The sequence below is a fragment of the Streptomyces sp. NPDC005863 genome (assembly GCF_042871345.1).
GTDB lineage: Bacteria > Actinomycetota > Actinomycetes > Streptomycetales > Streptomycetaceae > Streptomyces.
This window is the reverse complement of record NZ_JBIAII010000017.1, coordinates 65,498-81,265: the sequence shown is the minus strand read 5'-3', so window position 1 is coordinate 81,265 and position 15,768 is coordinate 65,498. Positions and strand designations below refer to the sequence as shown.

Annotated in this window: 15 protein-coding genes; 4 read left to right on the top strand and 11 right to left on the bottom strand. The window is 69.7% G+C overall.

From position 1 onward, the window contains the following. Positions 1 to 123 precede the first annotated feature (123 nt). From tgmC to tgmA, 3 genes are read right to left on the bottom strand one after another with little or no spacing between them, the layout of a single operon-like run. A complete protein-coding gene (gene tgmC, locus ACFYO9_RS36905) occupies positions 124 to 1,296 on the bottom strand; it encodes an ATP-grasp peptide maturase system methyltransferase (RefSeq protein ID WP_358777998.1) in 1,173 nt (390 codons plus the stop codon). Next, positions 1,293 to 2,258: an ATP-grasp ribosomal peptide maturase gene (tgmB, locus tag ACFYO9_RS36900; RefSeq protein ID WP_358777999.1), complete on the bottom strand. Its 966-nt coding sequence runs from the start codon at positions 2,256 to 2,258 to the stop codon at positions 1,293 to 1,295. Before tgmB ends, tgmC begins: the two co-directional genes overlap by 4 nt. After that, positions 2,258 to 2,512, bottom strand: a complete 255-nt coding sequence (tgmA, locus tag ACFYO9_RS36895; protein WP_358778000.1) for a putative ATP-grasp-modified RiPP — start codon at positions 2,510 to 2,512, stop codon at positions 2,258 to 2,260. Before tgmA ends, tgmB begins: the two co-directional genes overlap by 1 nt. Positions 2,513 to 2,833: 321 nt before the next feature. Here tgmA and ACFYO9_RS36890 point away from each other — a divergent pair, with 321 nt between their 5' ends. Further along, entirely contained in the window at positions 2,834 to 4,084 is a 1,251-nt protein-coding gene (locus tag ACFYO9_RS36890; protein ID WP_358778001.1) for an XRE family transcriptional regulator, read from the top strand. After that, positions 4,075 to 4,608 (top strand): GNAT family N-acetyltransferase, encoded by a 534-nt coding sequence (locus tag ACFYO9_RS36885; RefSeq protein WP_358778002.1) that lies wholly within the window; start codon positions 4,075 to 4,077, stop codon positions 4,606 to 4,608. Before ACFYO9_RS36890 ends, ACFYO9_RS36885 begins: the two co-directional genes overlap by 10 nt. A gap of 104 nt (positions 4,609 to 4,712) precedes the next feature. Here the strand turns inward: ACFYO9_RS36885 and ACFYO9_RS36880 are convergent, their stop codons facing one another. Continuing rightward, complete coding sequence (locus tag ACFYO9_RS36880) at positions 4,713 to 5,282, bottom strand: MarR family transcriptional regulator (RefSeq protein WP_358778003.1); 570 nt, start codon at positions 5,280 to 5,282, stop codon at positions 4,713 to 4,715. A 145-nt stretch (positions 5,283 to 5,427) separates the two neighbouring features. On the opposite strand from ACFYO9_RS36880, the gene ACFYO9_RS36875 reads away from it, so the two are divergent. Then, a complete protein-coding gene (locus ACFYO9_RS36875) occupies positions 5,428 to 6,414 on the top strand; it encodes an EamA family transporter (protein ID WP_358778004.1) in 987 nt (328 codons plus the stop codon). Between the two features lie 131 nt (positions 6,415 to 6,545). Then, the gene (locus tag ACFYO9_RS36870; RefSeq protein ID WP_358778005.1) at positions 6,546 to 7,199 is read left to right on the top strand and encodes an NAD(P)H-binding protein; all 654 of its coding nucleotides are present in this window, start codon (positions 6,546 to 6,548) and stop codon (positions 7,197 to 7,199) included. A gap of 22 nt (positions 7,200 to 7,221) precedes the next feature. On the opposite strand, the gene ACFYO9_RS36865 is transcribed toward ACFYO9_RS36870, so the two are convergent. The 7 genes from ACFYO9_RS36865 to ACFYO9_RS36835 all read right to left on the bottom strand — a co-directional run bounded on the left by ACFYO9_RS36865 (position 7,222) and on the right by ACFYO9_RS36835 (position 15,725). Continuing rightward, positions 7,222 to 8,265, bottom strand: coding sequence for a hypothetical protein (locus tag ACFYO9_RS36865; RefSeq protein ID WP_358778006.1), 1,044 nt, complete (start codon positions 8,263 to 8,265; stop codon positions 7,222 to 7,224). After that, entirely contained in the window at positions 8,262 to 8,924 is a 663-nt protein-coding gene (locus ACFYO9_RS36860; protein WP_358778007.1) for a hypothetical protein, read from the bottom strand. Before ACFYO9_RS36860 ends, ACFYO9_RS36865 begins: the two co-directional genes overlap by 4 nt. A gap of 192 nt (positions 8,925 to 9,116) precedes the next feature. Next, complete coding sequence (locus ACFYO9_RS36855; protein WP_355816773.1) at positions 9,117 to 9,719, bottom strand: hypothetical protein; 603 nt, start codon at positions 9,717 to 9,719, stop codon at positions 9,117 to 9,119. A gap of 376 nt (positions 9,720 to 10,095) precedes the next feature. After that, on the bottom strand, positions 10,096 to 11,385 hold the full coding sequence (locus tag ACFYO9_RS36850) for an acyltransferase (protein WP_358778008.1): 1,290 nt from the start codon (positions 11,383 to 11,385) through the stop codon (positions 10,096 to 10,098). Then, positions 11,382 to 13,457, bottom strand: a complete 2,076-nt coding sequence (locus tag ACFYO9_RS36845) for a glycosyltransferase (RefSeq protein ID WP_358778043.1) — start codon at positions 13,455 to 13,457, stop codon at positions 11,382 to 11,384. Before ACFYO9_RS36845 ends, ACFYO9_RS36850 begins: the two co-directional genes overlap by 4 nt. Positions 13,458 to 13,783: 326 nt before the next feature. Next, positions 13,784 to 14,560 carry a hypothetical protein gene (locus ACFYO9_RS36840; RefSeq protein ID WP_358778009.1) on the bottom strand — a complete coding sequence of 259 codons (777 nt, stop codon included), beginning with the start codon at positions 14,558 to 14,560 and terminating at the stop codon, positions 13,784 to 13,786. A gap of 157 nt (positions 14,561 to 14,717) precedes the next feature. Then, entirely contained in the window at positions 14,718 to 15,725 is a 1,008-nt protein-coding gene (locus ACFYO9_RS36835; RefSeq protein ID WP_358778010.1) for a LysR family transcriptional regulator, read from the bottom strand. Between the last annotated feature and the right edge of the window lie 43 nt (positions 15,726 to 15,768).

Here is a 15,768-nt window from a genome sequence, read left to right as displayed (position 1 = left end):
CGGCACGGTCTTTCCCTTCTTGCCCTTTCCCGCAGGTCGCCCGTCCGGAGCTTGGTGCGCCAAAGCCATCCACATGGAGCATCGGTGCCCCCTGGCCAGCTCCTTTAGCGTCGCTTCACAGGCTCAATAGGCGGCGTTGAGGCGATGCTCCCAGCGCAGTTCCGGGTGATCGCCGATCCAGTACGTATGGGACTTGTTCGTGATCCGGAGCTGTATGGCAGCGATGTCGGGGTTCCCCACGGCCTGCCAGGCGATGAGGGTCCGCTCGACCTTGTCCCACAGGGCCACGGGGCCGCCCTGGCGGACAATCCAGCCATCACCATCAGCCCTGAAGTGCGCGAAGGACTCGCGCTCAGGGTCGAAGAGGTAGAACAGCCGGGCGCCGTCGCTTGTGGCGGCACGGACGACGTGCGCGCCGGGAACGGAAAGCTGCGCGAGGAAGGCGGGTACCCATTCCTCCAGCCGGAGTGGCGACACCCTGGTCTCTCGCTCGCTGTCGGCGTACGCGGTACGGGCCGACAGGTCACCAGCCACGGGGGTGACGGCCTGGGCGCGGGCCTGCATGAACGAGGAGCGCCCGATGATCGAACCCTCGGCGGTGCCGTTCTCGTTGACTGTGACCTTTGCGAGGCCGGTTCCCCAGGGCCAGGAACCCACGGTGCTGAGGATGATCCCGCCGGGCTTCGTCTGCCTGACCCAGGTATATGGGATGCGGCGAACGGCACAGGTGGCGATTACCCGGTCGTAAGGCGCTCGGCGCGGGTGGCCAAGGAGTCCATCGCCGGTCACGGTCCACGTTGAGTAGCCGACTGTCTCCAGGGCAGCATCGGCGCGTGCCGCCACCTGTGGGTCGACCTCGATCGTGGTGACGTTGTCCTCGCCGAGGTAGCGGCACATCAGGGCCGTGGAGTAGCCGGTGCCAGTACCGATCTCCAAGACGCGGTGTTCTGCCTTGAGGTCCAGGGTCTCGATCATGCTCACGACTGTGGCCGGGTCGGTCGAGGAGGACGTCGGCACCCCCGCGACGGCTTCGCCCACCTGATCGGCGGTGAGGCGGCCGTCGAGCTGGGTCGTCAGGGTGTCGACGCTGTAGGCCGTCTTCAGCCACTCGTCCGGATCCGCTCCGAGGGCTGTGAGGGGTCGCCACGTCCGCCCCTCGTCGAGGAAGACCCCGGGGTGGAGGAATTGCTCGCGCGGCACGCTCTCCACAGCCCCGCGCAGCCAGGGAAGTGTCAGGACGCCCTTGTTCGCGAGCGCAGCGGCCATGCGGCGCCGCTCGGACACGGAGTCTGTCATCGGCTGTCTCCTTGCGTGAGTAGGTCGGCAAAGGCTGCGGACATCGGGAGGCCGACCTCCGTCTCCAGCCACCCCCATTGGCCGTTGGGGTTCAGCTCCAGCCACCAGTAGTCCCCTGCGCGATCCACCGCGAAATCGAAGCTCCCTGATACCAGCTCCAGGCGGTCCAGGTAGGCGTGCAGGGCTTTGTCCACCCAGTCGGGGAGGTACTCAACGGTGTAGGTCAGGGCGCTGTAGTCCTTGCGCCAGTCCAGCAATTCGGAGTCGATGCGCACGGCGAATGTGTGCCGGCCGACGATCAGGACGCGGAGGTCGGCGACCTTGTCCACCCGAGCCTGGAACAGATGAGGGGTGACGCGAATGCTCTCGTCGATCTCGTCGGCACTGACGGGGTCAGCCCAACCGGTGACTGGTACGCCGTCACGGGTGTACGGGGTCCACCTCAGTGTCTTGTAGATCGCGTCCCCCTGGTCGCGAATGAACTCGCGGGCCTCGTCGGGGTCGTTGGTGACCAGGGTGGGTGGGACGGCGAAGCCGAGGCGCTGGGCGAGAGCGAGCTGAGCAGGTTTGTAGTCGGCCGCAGCGATTCGTAACGGGTGGTTGACCCAGAGCGGGCCGCCTAGGGCGTAGAGGGTGCCACCGAGCCCGTAGCGGACTTGCGCTGCCGCGAAGCGGGAGTCATCGGGGGACAGGTGAGGGAACGAGGGCCACTCGGGGCGGCGCCAGTACACCGACCGGATTTGGGTCAGGTCAGCGATTCTCGACGGGGTACGCACCTGCCCGACCACGGGGGCCGGGCAGGTGCCGAACCGAGCCGAGACCGCGAGGTCCCCGCCGATGTCAGCAGGATTGAACCGGACCACCGGCACATCGAGCCGGTTGATTTCGGTGATGACCATGTCGGCAGTGATGTCGTCCGCCTCCGTGGCCACCAGGACCGGCCTCTTCTCGGCCTTCGTCATCAGTCCTGGGTGCTGTCCTGGTCGCTACCCTGATCGTTCTTGGAGTCGGAGTTCGTGGTCGTGGACGTCTCGGTGCCGGAACTCGTGCCGTGCTTGCCCATCTCGACCACAAGGCCGGCACGGTCGCGGAACACGCCGAGCTGGGTGGCAGGGTCAATGGCGATCGTGGCGTGCGGACGGTGGGTGGTGGTCGGGTACGGTGCCAGGCGGCCGAGTCCCCACGGGCTGGCGGTGGTCGGCGTAGGGGTCGTCACGAAGACTCCTCTGGTGAGTGGATGGACTGTTGGGTGGCGCGGCCGACCTCGGGGGGAAGCCGACCGCGCCGGGCCGCCCGGCTCGACCTGTCGAAGGTGCCTCCGGGCGGAGCGTGCGGGCGAGGCCGCGTTAGGCCGCGAGCACGGCGTATGCGGCGAGCACCGGGGGTGGCGCCTCTTCGCTGCGGTGGTGGCGAGAGACCAGTGCACCGCCGCAGCTCTGCCCACGACAGGTGATTCCTTCAGATGCCGAAGGGGTGACCCCGGTGATTTTTACCTTCGGGGTGTCGCCCTTGATGGCGCCGCCGCTACCTTGCGGTTGTGGGAGAGAACCGCAAGCTCGCTGCGGCTATGGATGACTGCCGGATAGGGCAGGCGGAGTTGGCCCGACGCATCAACACGGAGATCGGAGTCCTGACGGGGCAAGAAGGCCACGTCACCGACCGAGACATCCGGAGATGGCTGAACGGCAAGACCCAATGGCCTCAGGCCAAGCAGCGGTTGTGCGTCGAAAAGGTACTCGGTCGTTCAGCTGTCGACCTGGGCTTCGTTCCCCGGTCCAAGAGCGCAGCACAAGCACCACCGGAGGACCCGATGTACCGCCGTACTCTTTTCGCCGCCGCCACCGGAACCGCCGTCGCACTCACAACGGGCGCCGCGCGCCCCCGCCTCGGCCAGAACGACGTGAACCGCTTCCATGCCGAGTACGCCGAGATCGTCGCGGATGACCAAGCGCTCGGCGGTGCTCAGCAAGTTGAGAACCATGCCGTAGAACTGGCCATGCGAATCAAGTCGTCACTGGCCGCAGGAGGCGCCTCGGCTTGGGTGCGGACGAAGCTCTACTGCCTGGCCTCGGACGTCACTTGCTCGGCCGCCTTCGCCGCCATCGACGCTCAAGCCCGTACTCGTGCCCGAGACCACCTGGACACCGCCGTCACGTTCGCCGGCCTGTCGGGTGACGGCAAGACGCAGTACCACGTGTGGAACCACCTTGCGATGGTGGCCGGACAGCGTAAGGACTACGCCGAAGTCTCCGCGGCAGCAGACGCGGCAAAGAGCTTGGCCATCGCGAAGAAGGACCCGCTGTACGCCTCACTGGCACACATGCGCAATGCCCATGCCTACGCAGGAAGCCGCGAGCGCAGCACCGCTCTCAGGGCCCTCAACGCCGCTGAACGCTCGTTCAGCCGCCACGTGGACGTGGAGCGACCCCCCTGGATCACGTTCTACGACGAGGCCGAACTCGACGGCCTCACGTCAATCGTGTGGCTGCGGCTCGGAGAACCCGAGCGCGCGGAGTTCCACTTGCACCGCGCCCTGGGCGCTCTTCGACCGGATCTCCTCCGGAACCGGATCTACTACACCGCGCACTTGTCCTTGTCTCAGGCCAAGCAAGGTGACCTGGAGCAGGCTTGCAGCACGGCGAACCGAGCTGCGGACCTCCTGACCAAGGTTCGGGGATCGAAGCGCACGACAGACACCCTGGCAAACGTGCGTAAAGCCGTCGTGGCGTCGGGGACAAAAGAGCCCAGTGTTCTGGACTGGGCGGAGAGGGCACGGCCATGGATCTGAAGACCTACACGCATAAGGACGCTGCCGACATCCGAGAAATGCTTCTCGATATGCACGACGCTGTCTACGACGGCGGAGAAGACCGCTTTCACGAGAGGGAACGCTTCGCCTGGTTCGTTGACCTTTGGAGTGGCAAAGGGGGCTGGTCATGCGTCGTCGGCTTCGACAAGGGGGCACCCACCGGATTCGCCTATGGGGCCCCCTTCGAGCCCGGCAAGTGGTGGAAGGGCTCGGAGCGGCCGGCCTCGGTGGCGCCTGAAGCGACGGTCTTTGCCCTGTCAGAGCTGATGGTGATGGAGAAATGGCGTAAAAGGGGAATTTCTACAAAACTCCACGAGGCGCTGGTGGACAGCCGCAGCGAAAACTTCGCGACACTCCTGGTCGACACGACACATCCGAAAGTCCAGGCCCTTTACGAGACCTGGAAGTACGAAAAGGTCGGTGAGCAGAAGCCTTTCGAGGATTCACCCGTCTTCACGATCATGGTCAAGCCCCTTGCGGCTGCTGGCCGGCCGGTGACCTGAGTCGCAGGTAGCTGCATAGATGGCCAGAACACGATGGCCCCGTTCCCGCGAGAGGGGCGCCCCGCCCGGCCGTTCACACCCCGCATAAGCAACGTCGAGGCCGCTCAACCCAGGTGGGTGTCGCCCAAGGAGATCAGGAGGTGGCGGAGGGCGGTGTCCAGGGACTTGCGGGCCTCGGGGGTCAGGGCCGCCAGCATGGACTCCTCGTTCGCCACGTGGTCCACCACCGCGCGGTCGACCAGGTCCTTGCCCTCGTCGGTCAGGCGGACGCGGATGGCGCGGCGGTCGGTGGGGTCAGGGCGGCGTTCGATGAAGCCCTTGCGTTCCAGTTTGTCGAGGCGGTTGGTGATGGCGCCGGACGTCACCATGGCGGTCTTGAGGAGGCCGCCCGCGGTCAGTTCGTGCGGGGCGCCGACGCGGCGCAGCGTGGCGAGGACGTCGAACTCCGCGAACTCCAGGCCGTATTCGACGAAGACCCGCTTCATGCCCTTGCTCAGCAGGTGGTCGGCGCGCTTGATGCGGCCCACCAGGGCCATCGCGTCCAGGTGCGCGAGGTTCAGGTCGGGGCGCTCGCGGCGCCACTGGCCGCGGAGTTCGTCTATGGCGTCCGCGCCGGGCGGCCGGCCCTCGGCGTGGCCTCCGGTCGGCTCGTCTGCGGCCTCCAAGGCGGCCATGGCGTCCCTCCTCCTGCGTCGGATCCTGCGTCGGAACCGAATCTCTCAACGTTCAGATACTTGACGTTCGGAGATCCCGGGTTCATATTTACCTCAACGTTGAGAATAACAGCGTTCAGGGGAACGACGAGGGGAACGGAACGTCATGTCCGTCAACAGCATCAGCGCCCGCACCGGTACGAGCGAGAGCGGCACCCCGCACCACGCCGAGGAGGCCCGCGCCACCCCGGCCCCCCGCCCGCCGCAGGCCCCCCGCACCTCCGCCAAGGCCGCCGCCGCCATCGCCGCGATCGCCGCCATCGGCCCGGCCACCTGGGGCACCACCTACGTCACGACCACCGAACTCCTGCCCCCGGACCGCCCGTTGCTCGCCGCCGCCCTGCGCGCGCTGCCCGCCGGCCTCATCCTGCTCGCGCTCACCCGGCGCCTGCCCCGCGGCGACTGGTGGTGGAAGGCCGCCGTGCTCGGCATCCTCAACTTCGGCGCCTTCTTCCCCCTCCTCTTCTTCGGCGCCTACCGGCTGCCCGGCGGGGTCGCCTCCACGATCAGCGCGGTGATGCCGCTGCTGGTGGCAGGCTTCGGAATCGGCGTCCTGAAGGTACGGCCCACCCGTCGCACCCTGGGCGCGGGACTCGTCGGGGTCGTCGGCGTCGCCCTCCTCGTCCTGCGCGGCAGCGCCTCCGTCGACCTCGCCGGCATCGCGGCCATGCTGACCGCCACGACCCTCATGGCGCTTGCCGTCGTACTGAGCAAGCGGTGGGGCCGGCCCGAGGGCGCCTCGCTCCTCGCCTTCACGGGGTGGCAACTGACCGCGGGCGGACTGATCCTGGCCCCGATCGCCCTCACCGCCGAAGGCCTCCCGGACCACTTCACCGGCGCCAACATCGCCGGATACGCCTACCTCGGCATCATCGGCACGGCCCTCGCGTACGCCCTGTGGTTCCGCGGCATCGAGCGCCTGCCCGCCTCCTCCGTGTCCTTCCTCGGCCTGACCAACCCGGTCGTCGCCACGCTGGCCGGACTCCTCCTCCTGGGCCAGACGCTCACCGTCTGGCAGGTCGGCGGCCTGGTCCTCGTCCTGGCGAGCGTGGTCCTGGGCCAGGGGCGGCGGGCGGCGGCCAAGCGGGCGTAGCCGGTGTAGCCGGTGTAGCCGGTGTAGCGCCTGGCGCTCAGCCCGTTACGCCCGGCGCTCAGCCCGTAACGCCCAGCGCGTAGCCCGTACTCGTAGGACCCCCTCCGTACACACACCCCAAGGAGCAGACCATGCGCATCACCGTCTTCGGAGCCGCCGGAAACGCGGGCAGCCGCGTCGTCGCCGAGGCCCTCACCCGGGGCCACGAAGTCACCGCCGTCGTCCGCGACGCCACCCGCTTCGCCGCCCTGCACCCCGGGGCCACGCACCGCGCCGGGGACGCCGGAAACCCGGACCACGTCACCGAGTTGAGCGCCGGGCAGGACCTCGTCGTCAACGCGACGAGACCCGCACCCGGCCGGGAGCGCGACCACCCGGCCGTCACCAGATCCCTCCTGGCCGGCCTCGCCGCCCACGCCGCCGCCACCCGCCTCATCGTCATCGGCGGCGCGGGCAGCCTCACGGTCCCCGGCCGCACCGACGGCCGCCTCGCCATCGACGACCCGCGGTACGTCCCGGCGGCCTGGCGGCACATCGCCGAGGCGTCCAACGCGCAGTACGAGGCGCTGCGTTCGGCCGACACGGCTGTCGACTGGACCTACCTCAGCCCCTCGGCCCACTTCGAACCGGGCGCCCGCACTGGCGAGTTCCGCCTCGGCAAGGACGAGCTGCTGGTGGACGGCGAGGGCAACTCGGCCATCTCCATGGAGGACTTCGCCATCGCCCTCCTGGACGAGGCCGAGGCCCCGCGACACCACCGGGCCCGCTTCACGGTCGGCTACTGAGTCACCAAAAGGCCCTCCGCGCCTACCGGTTGACGGATTGGACCTCCCGTACGACCACGTCCTGCGTCCCGCCGAACTCACCCGGAGGCAGGTCGCCGCCCTCCCCCGACGTACTCGTCCAGCTCACCTTCCAGGTGATCGTGGCCTGGAGCTCGTACGGACCGTCGTGGGAGGAGCGCAGGTACCGGACGCCGCACGGCGGATCCGTGTCCGCGGGGGTGCCCTTCGCGCGCGGCGTGCCGATCCGGCCGTCCACGATCGGGCACTCGCCGGACGCGGGGTACGTCTCGGCGTCCCCCGTCCCCGGCTCGATCCTCAGCGAGACCGGCTCGGCCGTCGTCGTCGCGGAGAGGCCCGTGCCGGGCAGGGTCGCGGTGACCGAGGTCTTCTTGAACCGGGCCTTGTCCAGCCAGACCCACGTCGGCAGGTTGACCTTCGTCTCACCCTCCGGCGCCATCTTGATCTCGGTGTCGGGGACGGGAAGCCGTCCGTACGCGTACTCGGCGAGGATCTTGGGCGAGACGGCGAGCTTCTCCTTCGGAGTTTCGCCGTCCTTCACCCAGAAGGGCGGCTTGTCGCACGCCTTCGCCTCGGGCTCGTCCTTGCGGTCCTCGTCGACGGCCGCCGCCCAGAACTTCCCGTCGCCCTGCTTGTCGAGGTTGTAGTTCTTGTACGGGTGCCCTTCCTTGAAGTACGAGTCGAACACGCCGCCCACGACGTCGCCGATCCCGAAGAAGTGCAGCGTCCGGATCGCCTTGACCGTTGCCTCGATCTGCTTTGGCGTGTACGCGGGCTCGTACCAGCAGGCCGGGCGCTTCCAGTTGCTGTTGGCCGGCGTGAGCGTGCCGGTCTTGGCGGACTTCGGGTTGCCGTCGACCGTGGTCTGGATCCTGGTCCGGATGCCCAGTTCCTTGCCGTGGCGGGTGCCTTGCGACTGCTGTTCGCTGCCCACGTTGGCACCCGGGCCCGTGACACCGCCACTGGCCTGGGCGACTCCCGGAATCAGCGCCACCGCTACGGCAAGAACAGGAGCCGCCCAGCCGCTCGCCGCCCTTCGAGCGCTCACATGCACTTCTTGGCCCCCGCGGTCGACGTGACGGAGTCCGTCTGCCAGACGCCCTCGGCGTTCTTCTTCACGCGGGTGTTGAAGAAGGTGTAGTCATTCGCGGACGGCTTGATGGACCGGTCCACGGCCCCGGTCTTCAGGTCCTTGGGGTACGTCTTCTTCCCGTCCTGGCAATACGTCACCGCCGCCACGCCGTCCTTGAGGAAGGTGACCTGCCGGTTGTAGTACCGCGTGGTCCCGATGAACGACTTCTTGTTCTTCTGGAACCCCTGGACATACTCGGCCGACGACAACAGCCCGTCACCCGCCGCATAGAACTTCAGCGCCGGATGATCCTTCGCCTTGACGGTCACGGCCTCGATGAGGGAGTTGACCCACCGCTCGTTGTCCGCGAGCACCGCGTCCTTCTTCGGGTCACCGGTCCTGCCGCCCTCGAAGACGTTGTGCACGTCCTTCGGCAGCCTGATCTCCGGCCGCTCCACCCCGTCGCCCGGCGCCTTCGCGGACGGCGACGCACCCTTCTCCGTACCCGAGTCCGATCCGGCGATCTTGTCGCTGTCCTTGGACCCGGCGCCGTCACTCCCTCCGCAGGCCGAGAGCGAGACGACTGCCGCGGCGGTCACGGCGGCCGCGGCGAGCAGGGTGGGGCGGCGATTCACGGTCGGCTCCTGGAGTGTGCGTGGGGGGGGGGGAGGGTTCTCTGGAGTGAACCAAGCTATCCACCATGGGAATCCGCTGCCACCGCCGGGGTCACCCTCCACGACGGAGGAAGCGGGTCGAATACGCAAACACGAAGGGGCCGGCCCGCGCCCCGAAGGCGCCGGCCGGCCCCATCACGTCCCGCCCGTCCGCTACTTCTGCTTCGCGGCGAACTTCCAGATCGTCGGCTTTCCGTCTTCCTTCGCCGCCCAGTGGACCTCAAGGCTCTTCGAGCCCGTCGGGACCAGGTACGTCTGGCAGAGGGTGTGGGTCTCGCCCGTCTTCCAGCCCTCGAGCTCCAGGTCGTCCTCGCAGCCGGGCGCGTCCTCGGCGGCGCCGATGAGCAGGCCGCCGCGGGTGCCGTCCGCGTAGATCTCCGTGGTGTCCGCCACGTCCGGGACGTCCTTGACCGGGGCACCGGCCTTGTGCGTGATCTTCATGTGGGCGGTCGCCGCGACCAGGCCCTTCGCCTGCTTCGGGTCCGAGACCAGCTTCTTGGTCTCGGCCTCCGTACCCAGGTCGACCTTCTCCGCGGCGACGTCGTACGTGACCGCGACGTCGCCCTCCTTCACCTTGCCCGTGGTCTTCTCGCCGGCCTTCAGGGAGGTCGGCTCCGCGGGCTTGTTCTGGGACGTGGACGCGTCCGTCTTCTTGTCGTCCGACTTCTTGTCGTCGCCGCCGCCGCAGGCGGTCAGGGCGAGGGCGAGTACGGCGACGGGCGCGGCCGCGCGCAGCGCGGACTTCCTGCTAAGCAAAGAGATCTCCTGGCAGAGGGTGGACCCGCCGCCCGGCGCACGGATGTCCCGCGAGCGGCAGGGAGAGCCGTCAGCTTAGGAGTTGGTCACTGGGCGCGTCGAGATCGTTACGGTCCATCGCCGGGCGGCCGTTGGCGATTGCAACGCATTGCGCGACGCCTCCCGCAACTCCGCCGCGTACAGCAGACTTCGGCATGCGGAGTGTTCGCTGGAGCGAAGCGCAACCTCTGTGCGGGCGCTGTGCGGCGCGCCGCCGCCGACCCCAACGCCCCTCTTTGCCACGGCATTTCAGACCATTGCGGTCAGTTGCCGCTACATAACAGTCGCACAACGCATGCAGTCGGCCGCCACCAACTCCCCCCGCGTCGGCCACCCCTTACGCCGACGCCCGCCGCCCCCCGGACCTCCGCCGTCCTCCGGCCTTCCGCCGTCCCCCGGCCCCGGACCCGGCCCTCCGCCCCGCCCCGTTCGGCCACAGCCTCGGCCGCCGCTTCGCCGCCAGGTCCTCGACCCAGCCCACCGTCACCACCACCAGCCCTATCAACGGCCAGACCAGGACGGTCATCCACAGCATGTACGTCGTGTCGAGCGCCGAGCTCCAGCTCTCGTCCTCCATGAACGGCAGGTCGTACGCTAGGTCGATGATCGGCACCGTCGCCATGATGAGGAGGTTGTGCCAGAGGTAGATGGTGACCGCGCGGTTGTTGGAGAGCGTGACCAGCTTGTCCCACTTCGCCAGCCGGCCCGGCAGCTCCTGCCACGACGGCGCGTACTGGAGCAGGATCACCACGAAACCGAACGACCAGGCCGCCTGCGCCAGCGGGATGTCGTTCAGGTCCCAGCCGTCGGGGCCCAGATGACCCGACGCCCACCACAGGCCGAAGGCCATGACGAGGGCCGACCCCGACACCGCGAGGTAGCGCGGCACCCTCGCCAGTACGCCCTCCTGGTGCGCGAAGCCAAGCACCCAGCAGCTGCCGTACATCGCGAAGTCCGAGACCGCGTTGCCCGTCTCGCCGGGGATGGTGACGACCCCCGTGCCGACCACCGCCGTCAGCGCCAGCGGAGCGAACAGCGTGGCCCACGGGAGCCTGCGGAACGCCCACAGCAGCAGCGGCGACGCGATGACGAACCACAGGTAGGCGCGGATGTACCAGAGCGGGCCCGCGGCCTGCGCCGGCCAGGTGTCCTCCAGGAGGCCGGCCTTGTCCCCCAGGTTCCACGGGAAGGGCGGCGCGCCCACCGGGAACACGTAGTTGGCCATGCTCACCAGGCCCCACGTGCCGCCGTGGTCCGGGTCCTCGCCGATGTTCCAGCCGCCCGCGAAGAGCAGGACGAGCACGACCGCGCTGAACGCCCACATCGGGGGCAGGAGCCGGCGGATGCGGCCCCGGATCACGCCCCACGCGGGACGCTTCAGCGAGCGCGCCATCAGCGAACCCGCCAGCGCGAACATCACGCCCATGGAGGGAAAGACGATCGTCAGCCAGGCCCAGCCGAAGAGGTGGTAGACGACGACACGGACCAGCGCGAGCGAGCGCAACAGGTCCAGGTAGCGGTCGCGGCCGGGCTTCTTGGGTGCGGCCGCCGGCGGCGGGGGGACATAGGTCTCCCGCGCCGGAACATACTCGGGTACGTAACCGTGGTGGTCGTGACTCACGCTCATGCGACGGGCCTCCGCTCGTGCTCGCCCGTCCGCTGTCGCGGGATGGAGCCGGGCGCCTCCAGCGCTCCCGTGCGCCGGAGTTTCTGCCAGCGCAGCCGGCCTCCGGTGAGAGCGGTTATCCAGGACTGCAGCAGGACGACGTACATCAACTGCCGGTAGAGGACCTGCTGGAGGGGCAGCGAGATCAGGTGGGTCATGCGTTCGCGGTCCAGGCGGAAGGCGTACGCCGCGCAGACCGCCTGGATCGCGAGGACGCCCAGCCAGGCGACGACCGTCTTCCGGGTGGGGCCGAAGACCAGTCCGTACAGCAGGAAGACGTCGATGAGCGGCGCCAGGAGCGGCGCCAGGACCATGAAGAGCGAGACCAGCGGCAGGCCGATCCGGCCGAAGCGGCCGGACGGGCCCGACTCGACGACCGCGCGGCGGTGCTTCCAGATCGCCTGCATCGTGCCGTACGACCAGCGGTAGCGCTGCGACCAGAGCTGCTGGACCGACTCCGGGGCCTCGGTCCAGGCGCGGGCCTTCTCCGCGTACACGACGCGCCAGCCGTCGCGGTGCAGTGCCATGGTGATGTCGGTGTCCTCGGCGAGCGTGTCGTCGCTCATGCCGCCGACCCGGTCCAGGGCGGAGCGCCGGAAGGCGCCGACCGCGCCGGGGATGGTCGGCATGCAGCGCAGCATGTCGTACATCCGGCGGTCGAGATTGAAGCCCATCACGTACTCGATGTGCTGCCAGGTGCCGATGAGCGAGTCGCGGTTGCCGACCTTCGCGTTGCCCGCGACGGCGCCCACGCGCGGGTCGCCGAAGGGCTGCACGAGCTCGCGGACGGTGGACTCCTCGAAGACCGTGTCGCCGTCCATCATCACGATGAGGTCGAAGCGGGCGTTGGCGATGCCGCGGTTGAGTGCGGCGGGCTTGCCCGCGTTCTGCTGGCGCACGACGCGTACGTCCGGCAGCCGCAGCCCCTCCACGAGCCGTGCCGTGCCGTCCGACGAGCCGTCGTCGACGACGATGATCTCGATGGGGTGGTCGCTCGCCGTCAGGGAGCGGACCGTCGCCTCGATGCACTTGGCCTCGTTGTACGCGGGGACGAGGACCGAGACCGGCTCGGTGACCGGCGGCCCCCAGCGGAAGCCGCGCCGCCGCACCCGGCGCGCGTGCACCGCGGAGAGCAGCAGCATCAGCCCGAAGCGGGTGAAGACGAGGACACCGATGACGGCGAGCGCCACGACGAGCCCGTCGGTGAGGTGTTCGGAGACGCCGACCAGGAAGACCCAGGCCTTGCCCTTCCACAGCTCGACGCCGCCGACCGGGGTGTGCGCGCTGGGCGCGTCCAGGGACTCGGTGAGGTTGCCGAACCGGTAGCCCTGCCTCTGCAGTTCGGGCAGGAAGCGGTCGAGCGCGGCGACGGTCTGGGAGCGGTCGCCGCCGGAGTCGTGCATGAGGACGATGGCGCCCTCGCCGCCCTGGGGCGTGGCCCTGCGGATGATCTCGTCGACGCCGGGGCGCTTCCAGTCCTCGCTGTCGGTGTTGTTGACGACGGTGAGGTAGCCGCGGCCGCCGATGTAGCGGGTGACCGGGTAGGACTTGTCGTCCATGGCGTCGGCGAAGGACGAGTACGGCGGGCGGAACAGCGAGGTCCGTATCCCCGCCGCGCCGGCCAGGGCGAGCTGGTTCTGCGAGAGCTCCCGGTCGATGCGGCTGTGGCTCTGGTAGGAGAGGTCGGGGTGGTTGAAGGTGTGCAGGCCGACCTCGTGCCCCTCGTCCACCATGCGCCGCACGAGCTCGGGGTAGCGCGAGGCCATGGTGCCGGTGACGAAGAAGACGGCGTGGGCGCGGTGTGCCTTCAGGACGTCGAGGACCTTGGGCGTCCACTCCGGGTCGGGGCCGTCGTCGAAGGTGAGCACGAGCCGGTGGTCGGGCACGCTCAGCGTCGTCTCGCGGCCGCCCCGGGTGTCGATGACCGGGCCGCCCTCGAGGATCTTGCGGGGTACGTGGTCGGTGGGCGCCGGGGGTCTGACGCGGTGGTCGGCGGCGATCTCGCTGTGCACGTAACCGCGCAGCATCAGCATCGCGAGCAGGGCGACGAGCAGCAGTGAGGGCAGCAGATGGCGCAGCGGCAGGCGGCGGCGCAGCAGACCGGCGCGGGGCGGCTTCGCGCGCCGCCGGGAGCCGCGCTTGCCCCGCTTTTGAGGGGCCGGGGTCCGGGGGCTCGGGGTGGGCGGGCTCGGCGTACGGGGGCTCGGTATGAGGAGGCCGGGGGTGTGACCGTCCGGGGGGAAGCCACCCTGGGCGGGGTGGTACGGCCCGTGGTCGGCGCCGTTGTGGGGGTGCCGATCGCCGTTCTGGGCGTGACTGTCCCAGGGGCCGTCGGAACGGCCCCCGGTGGTGCGGGAGTTCATCGCTGTGCGTCCTCCGGGGACGGCTTCGTGTCCGTGCCGGACCGGTCTGCGGGAGGGGTGTAGACGACGGGGACCTCGCCGGCGCTGCCGCCGCTCTCGCCGCCGCCGCCGGCGCCGGGGTCCGCGGTGTGCGTGGCCGGGCCGGTGGGCGGGTCGGCGGGACTTGAGGGGGCGGGCGCGGGGCCGGGGCCCGCCGTGCCGCCGGTCGGGGCCGGGTCGGTGCTGCCGTGGTGCGCGCCGGCGTCGGCGGTGCTGCCGCCGCCGGCGGGTCCGGCGTCGGGGCGGGTGCCGGACGGTGCGTCGTCGTCGCGCCGGGAGGGGCCGGGCTCGCCGTCCTCGCCGGGCGCGCGCGTCGCGCCGGGGCCTTCCGTCGCGTCGGACGACGGCGAGGCGGCGGACGAGGAGGAGACGGACGGGGCAGACGGGCCGACGGCGTCCGTCGGACGGTGCGGCGTGTCCACCTTGCTCGCGGGCTTGTCGTCCTTGGGATCGGGCATCGGCACCCAGGGCGCGCTGGAATTGCCCGAGAACAGCGTGGCGACGATGACCGCCGCGTAGCCCGCGCAGGCGACGCCGACGATCATGCCTATTCGCCGGTACCGCCTGCCGCGCCGGCCCGTCTCGTCGACGAAGACCGGCCCGTCGGCCGCGCCCTCCCTGCCGGGTTCGGCGTGCAGCTCCGCCAGTTGCCGTCCCAGGCCGTCGATCTGAACGGTGACCTCGTTCGGATCATGGGTATGTCCCGGTAGGGCATCTTCTCGCCAAGTTTCCATGCGTACGCACAACCCCCACATAACCGACTTGGGTGCGCGTACGACCATGAATGACCGCCGTCCGGACCGAGCCCCCACCCGACCCGAGCGCCCCCCTCTATCACACTGCACTCGAGGCATGAATGTAGCGCACCGGAGTGGCGGGCGTGGTTCTCAGTCAGTTCTGACTCACCATGATGAGTGCATCTACGGCGGGAACCCATGTGTTCGATGGCCGCCGGAGCCACTTCTCCTCAACGGCCAGCTCCGCGGCGGCCGTTCGCAGAGCGGTCATACCGGGGTGAACAAGGCCTTTCCGCCACACCAGCGAGACCGGTGAGAGCGGTACGGGGTCGATCAGCGGGCGCAGCTCGGCTCCGGGCATGGCCGGAAAGTCGACGACCGCGAGGACCGGATTTCGATTTTTCGCCATGACACGTTCGAACTCCTCGGGGCCGACGGCGAGCGGCGCGGGTGGCGCGATCTCGATGCCCCGGCCCGCGAAGAGCAGGCGCGCCAGGTCCGTCCACTCCCGCGTGCCCGGGTTGCCCGCCCCCGCGTACACGGCCTCGCCGGCGAGCGCGTCCAGCGGCACCGCGTCGAGCTCGGTCAGCGGATGGCCGCTCGGCAGCAGCACGGCCATCGGCTCGTACCGCACGGGCTGCTGGGCGAGCCCGGCCCGCAGCGCGGGGTCGAGTCCTGCGAACCGCCCGAAGGCCGCGTCGAGCCGCCCGGCGGCCAGCTCGGCCGCCGCGCCGGTGAGCCCGCTCTCGTACCGGGCCATCAGCTCGCACTCCGGGGCGAGTTCGCGGGCGCGGCGCAGGATGCGCGCGGAGATCAGACCGGGGCTATTGAGGTCGACGAGCAGCGGGCGCCGCGCGCCGGTGGCGGCGGCGACCAGTTCGTCCTGGGCGAGGAGCACCCGCCGCGCGTACGGGAGCAGCCGCTCGCCGTCGGCGGTCAGGGTGACCTGCCGTGTCGTCCGCGCGAAGAGTTCGGCGCCCAACTCCCGTTCCAGGCGCCGGACATCACGGCTCAGGGCCTGTTGCGCCACGTACAGGCGGGCCGCCGCCCGGGTGAAGTGCAGCTCCTCGGCGACGGCGACGAAGGCGCGGAGCAGCCGGGGGTCGACGTCGCGGGGTGCGCCGCCGGGTACGCCGCCTGGTGTGACGCTTTCTGCGGTCATCGCAGGAACTTACAACGTGGGCGCGTGAATCGGCGTCCGGAAG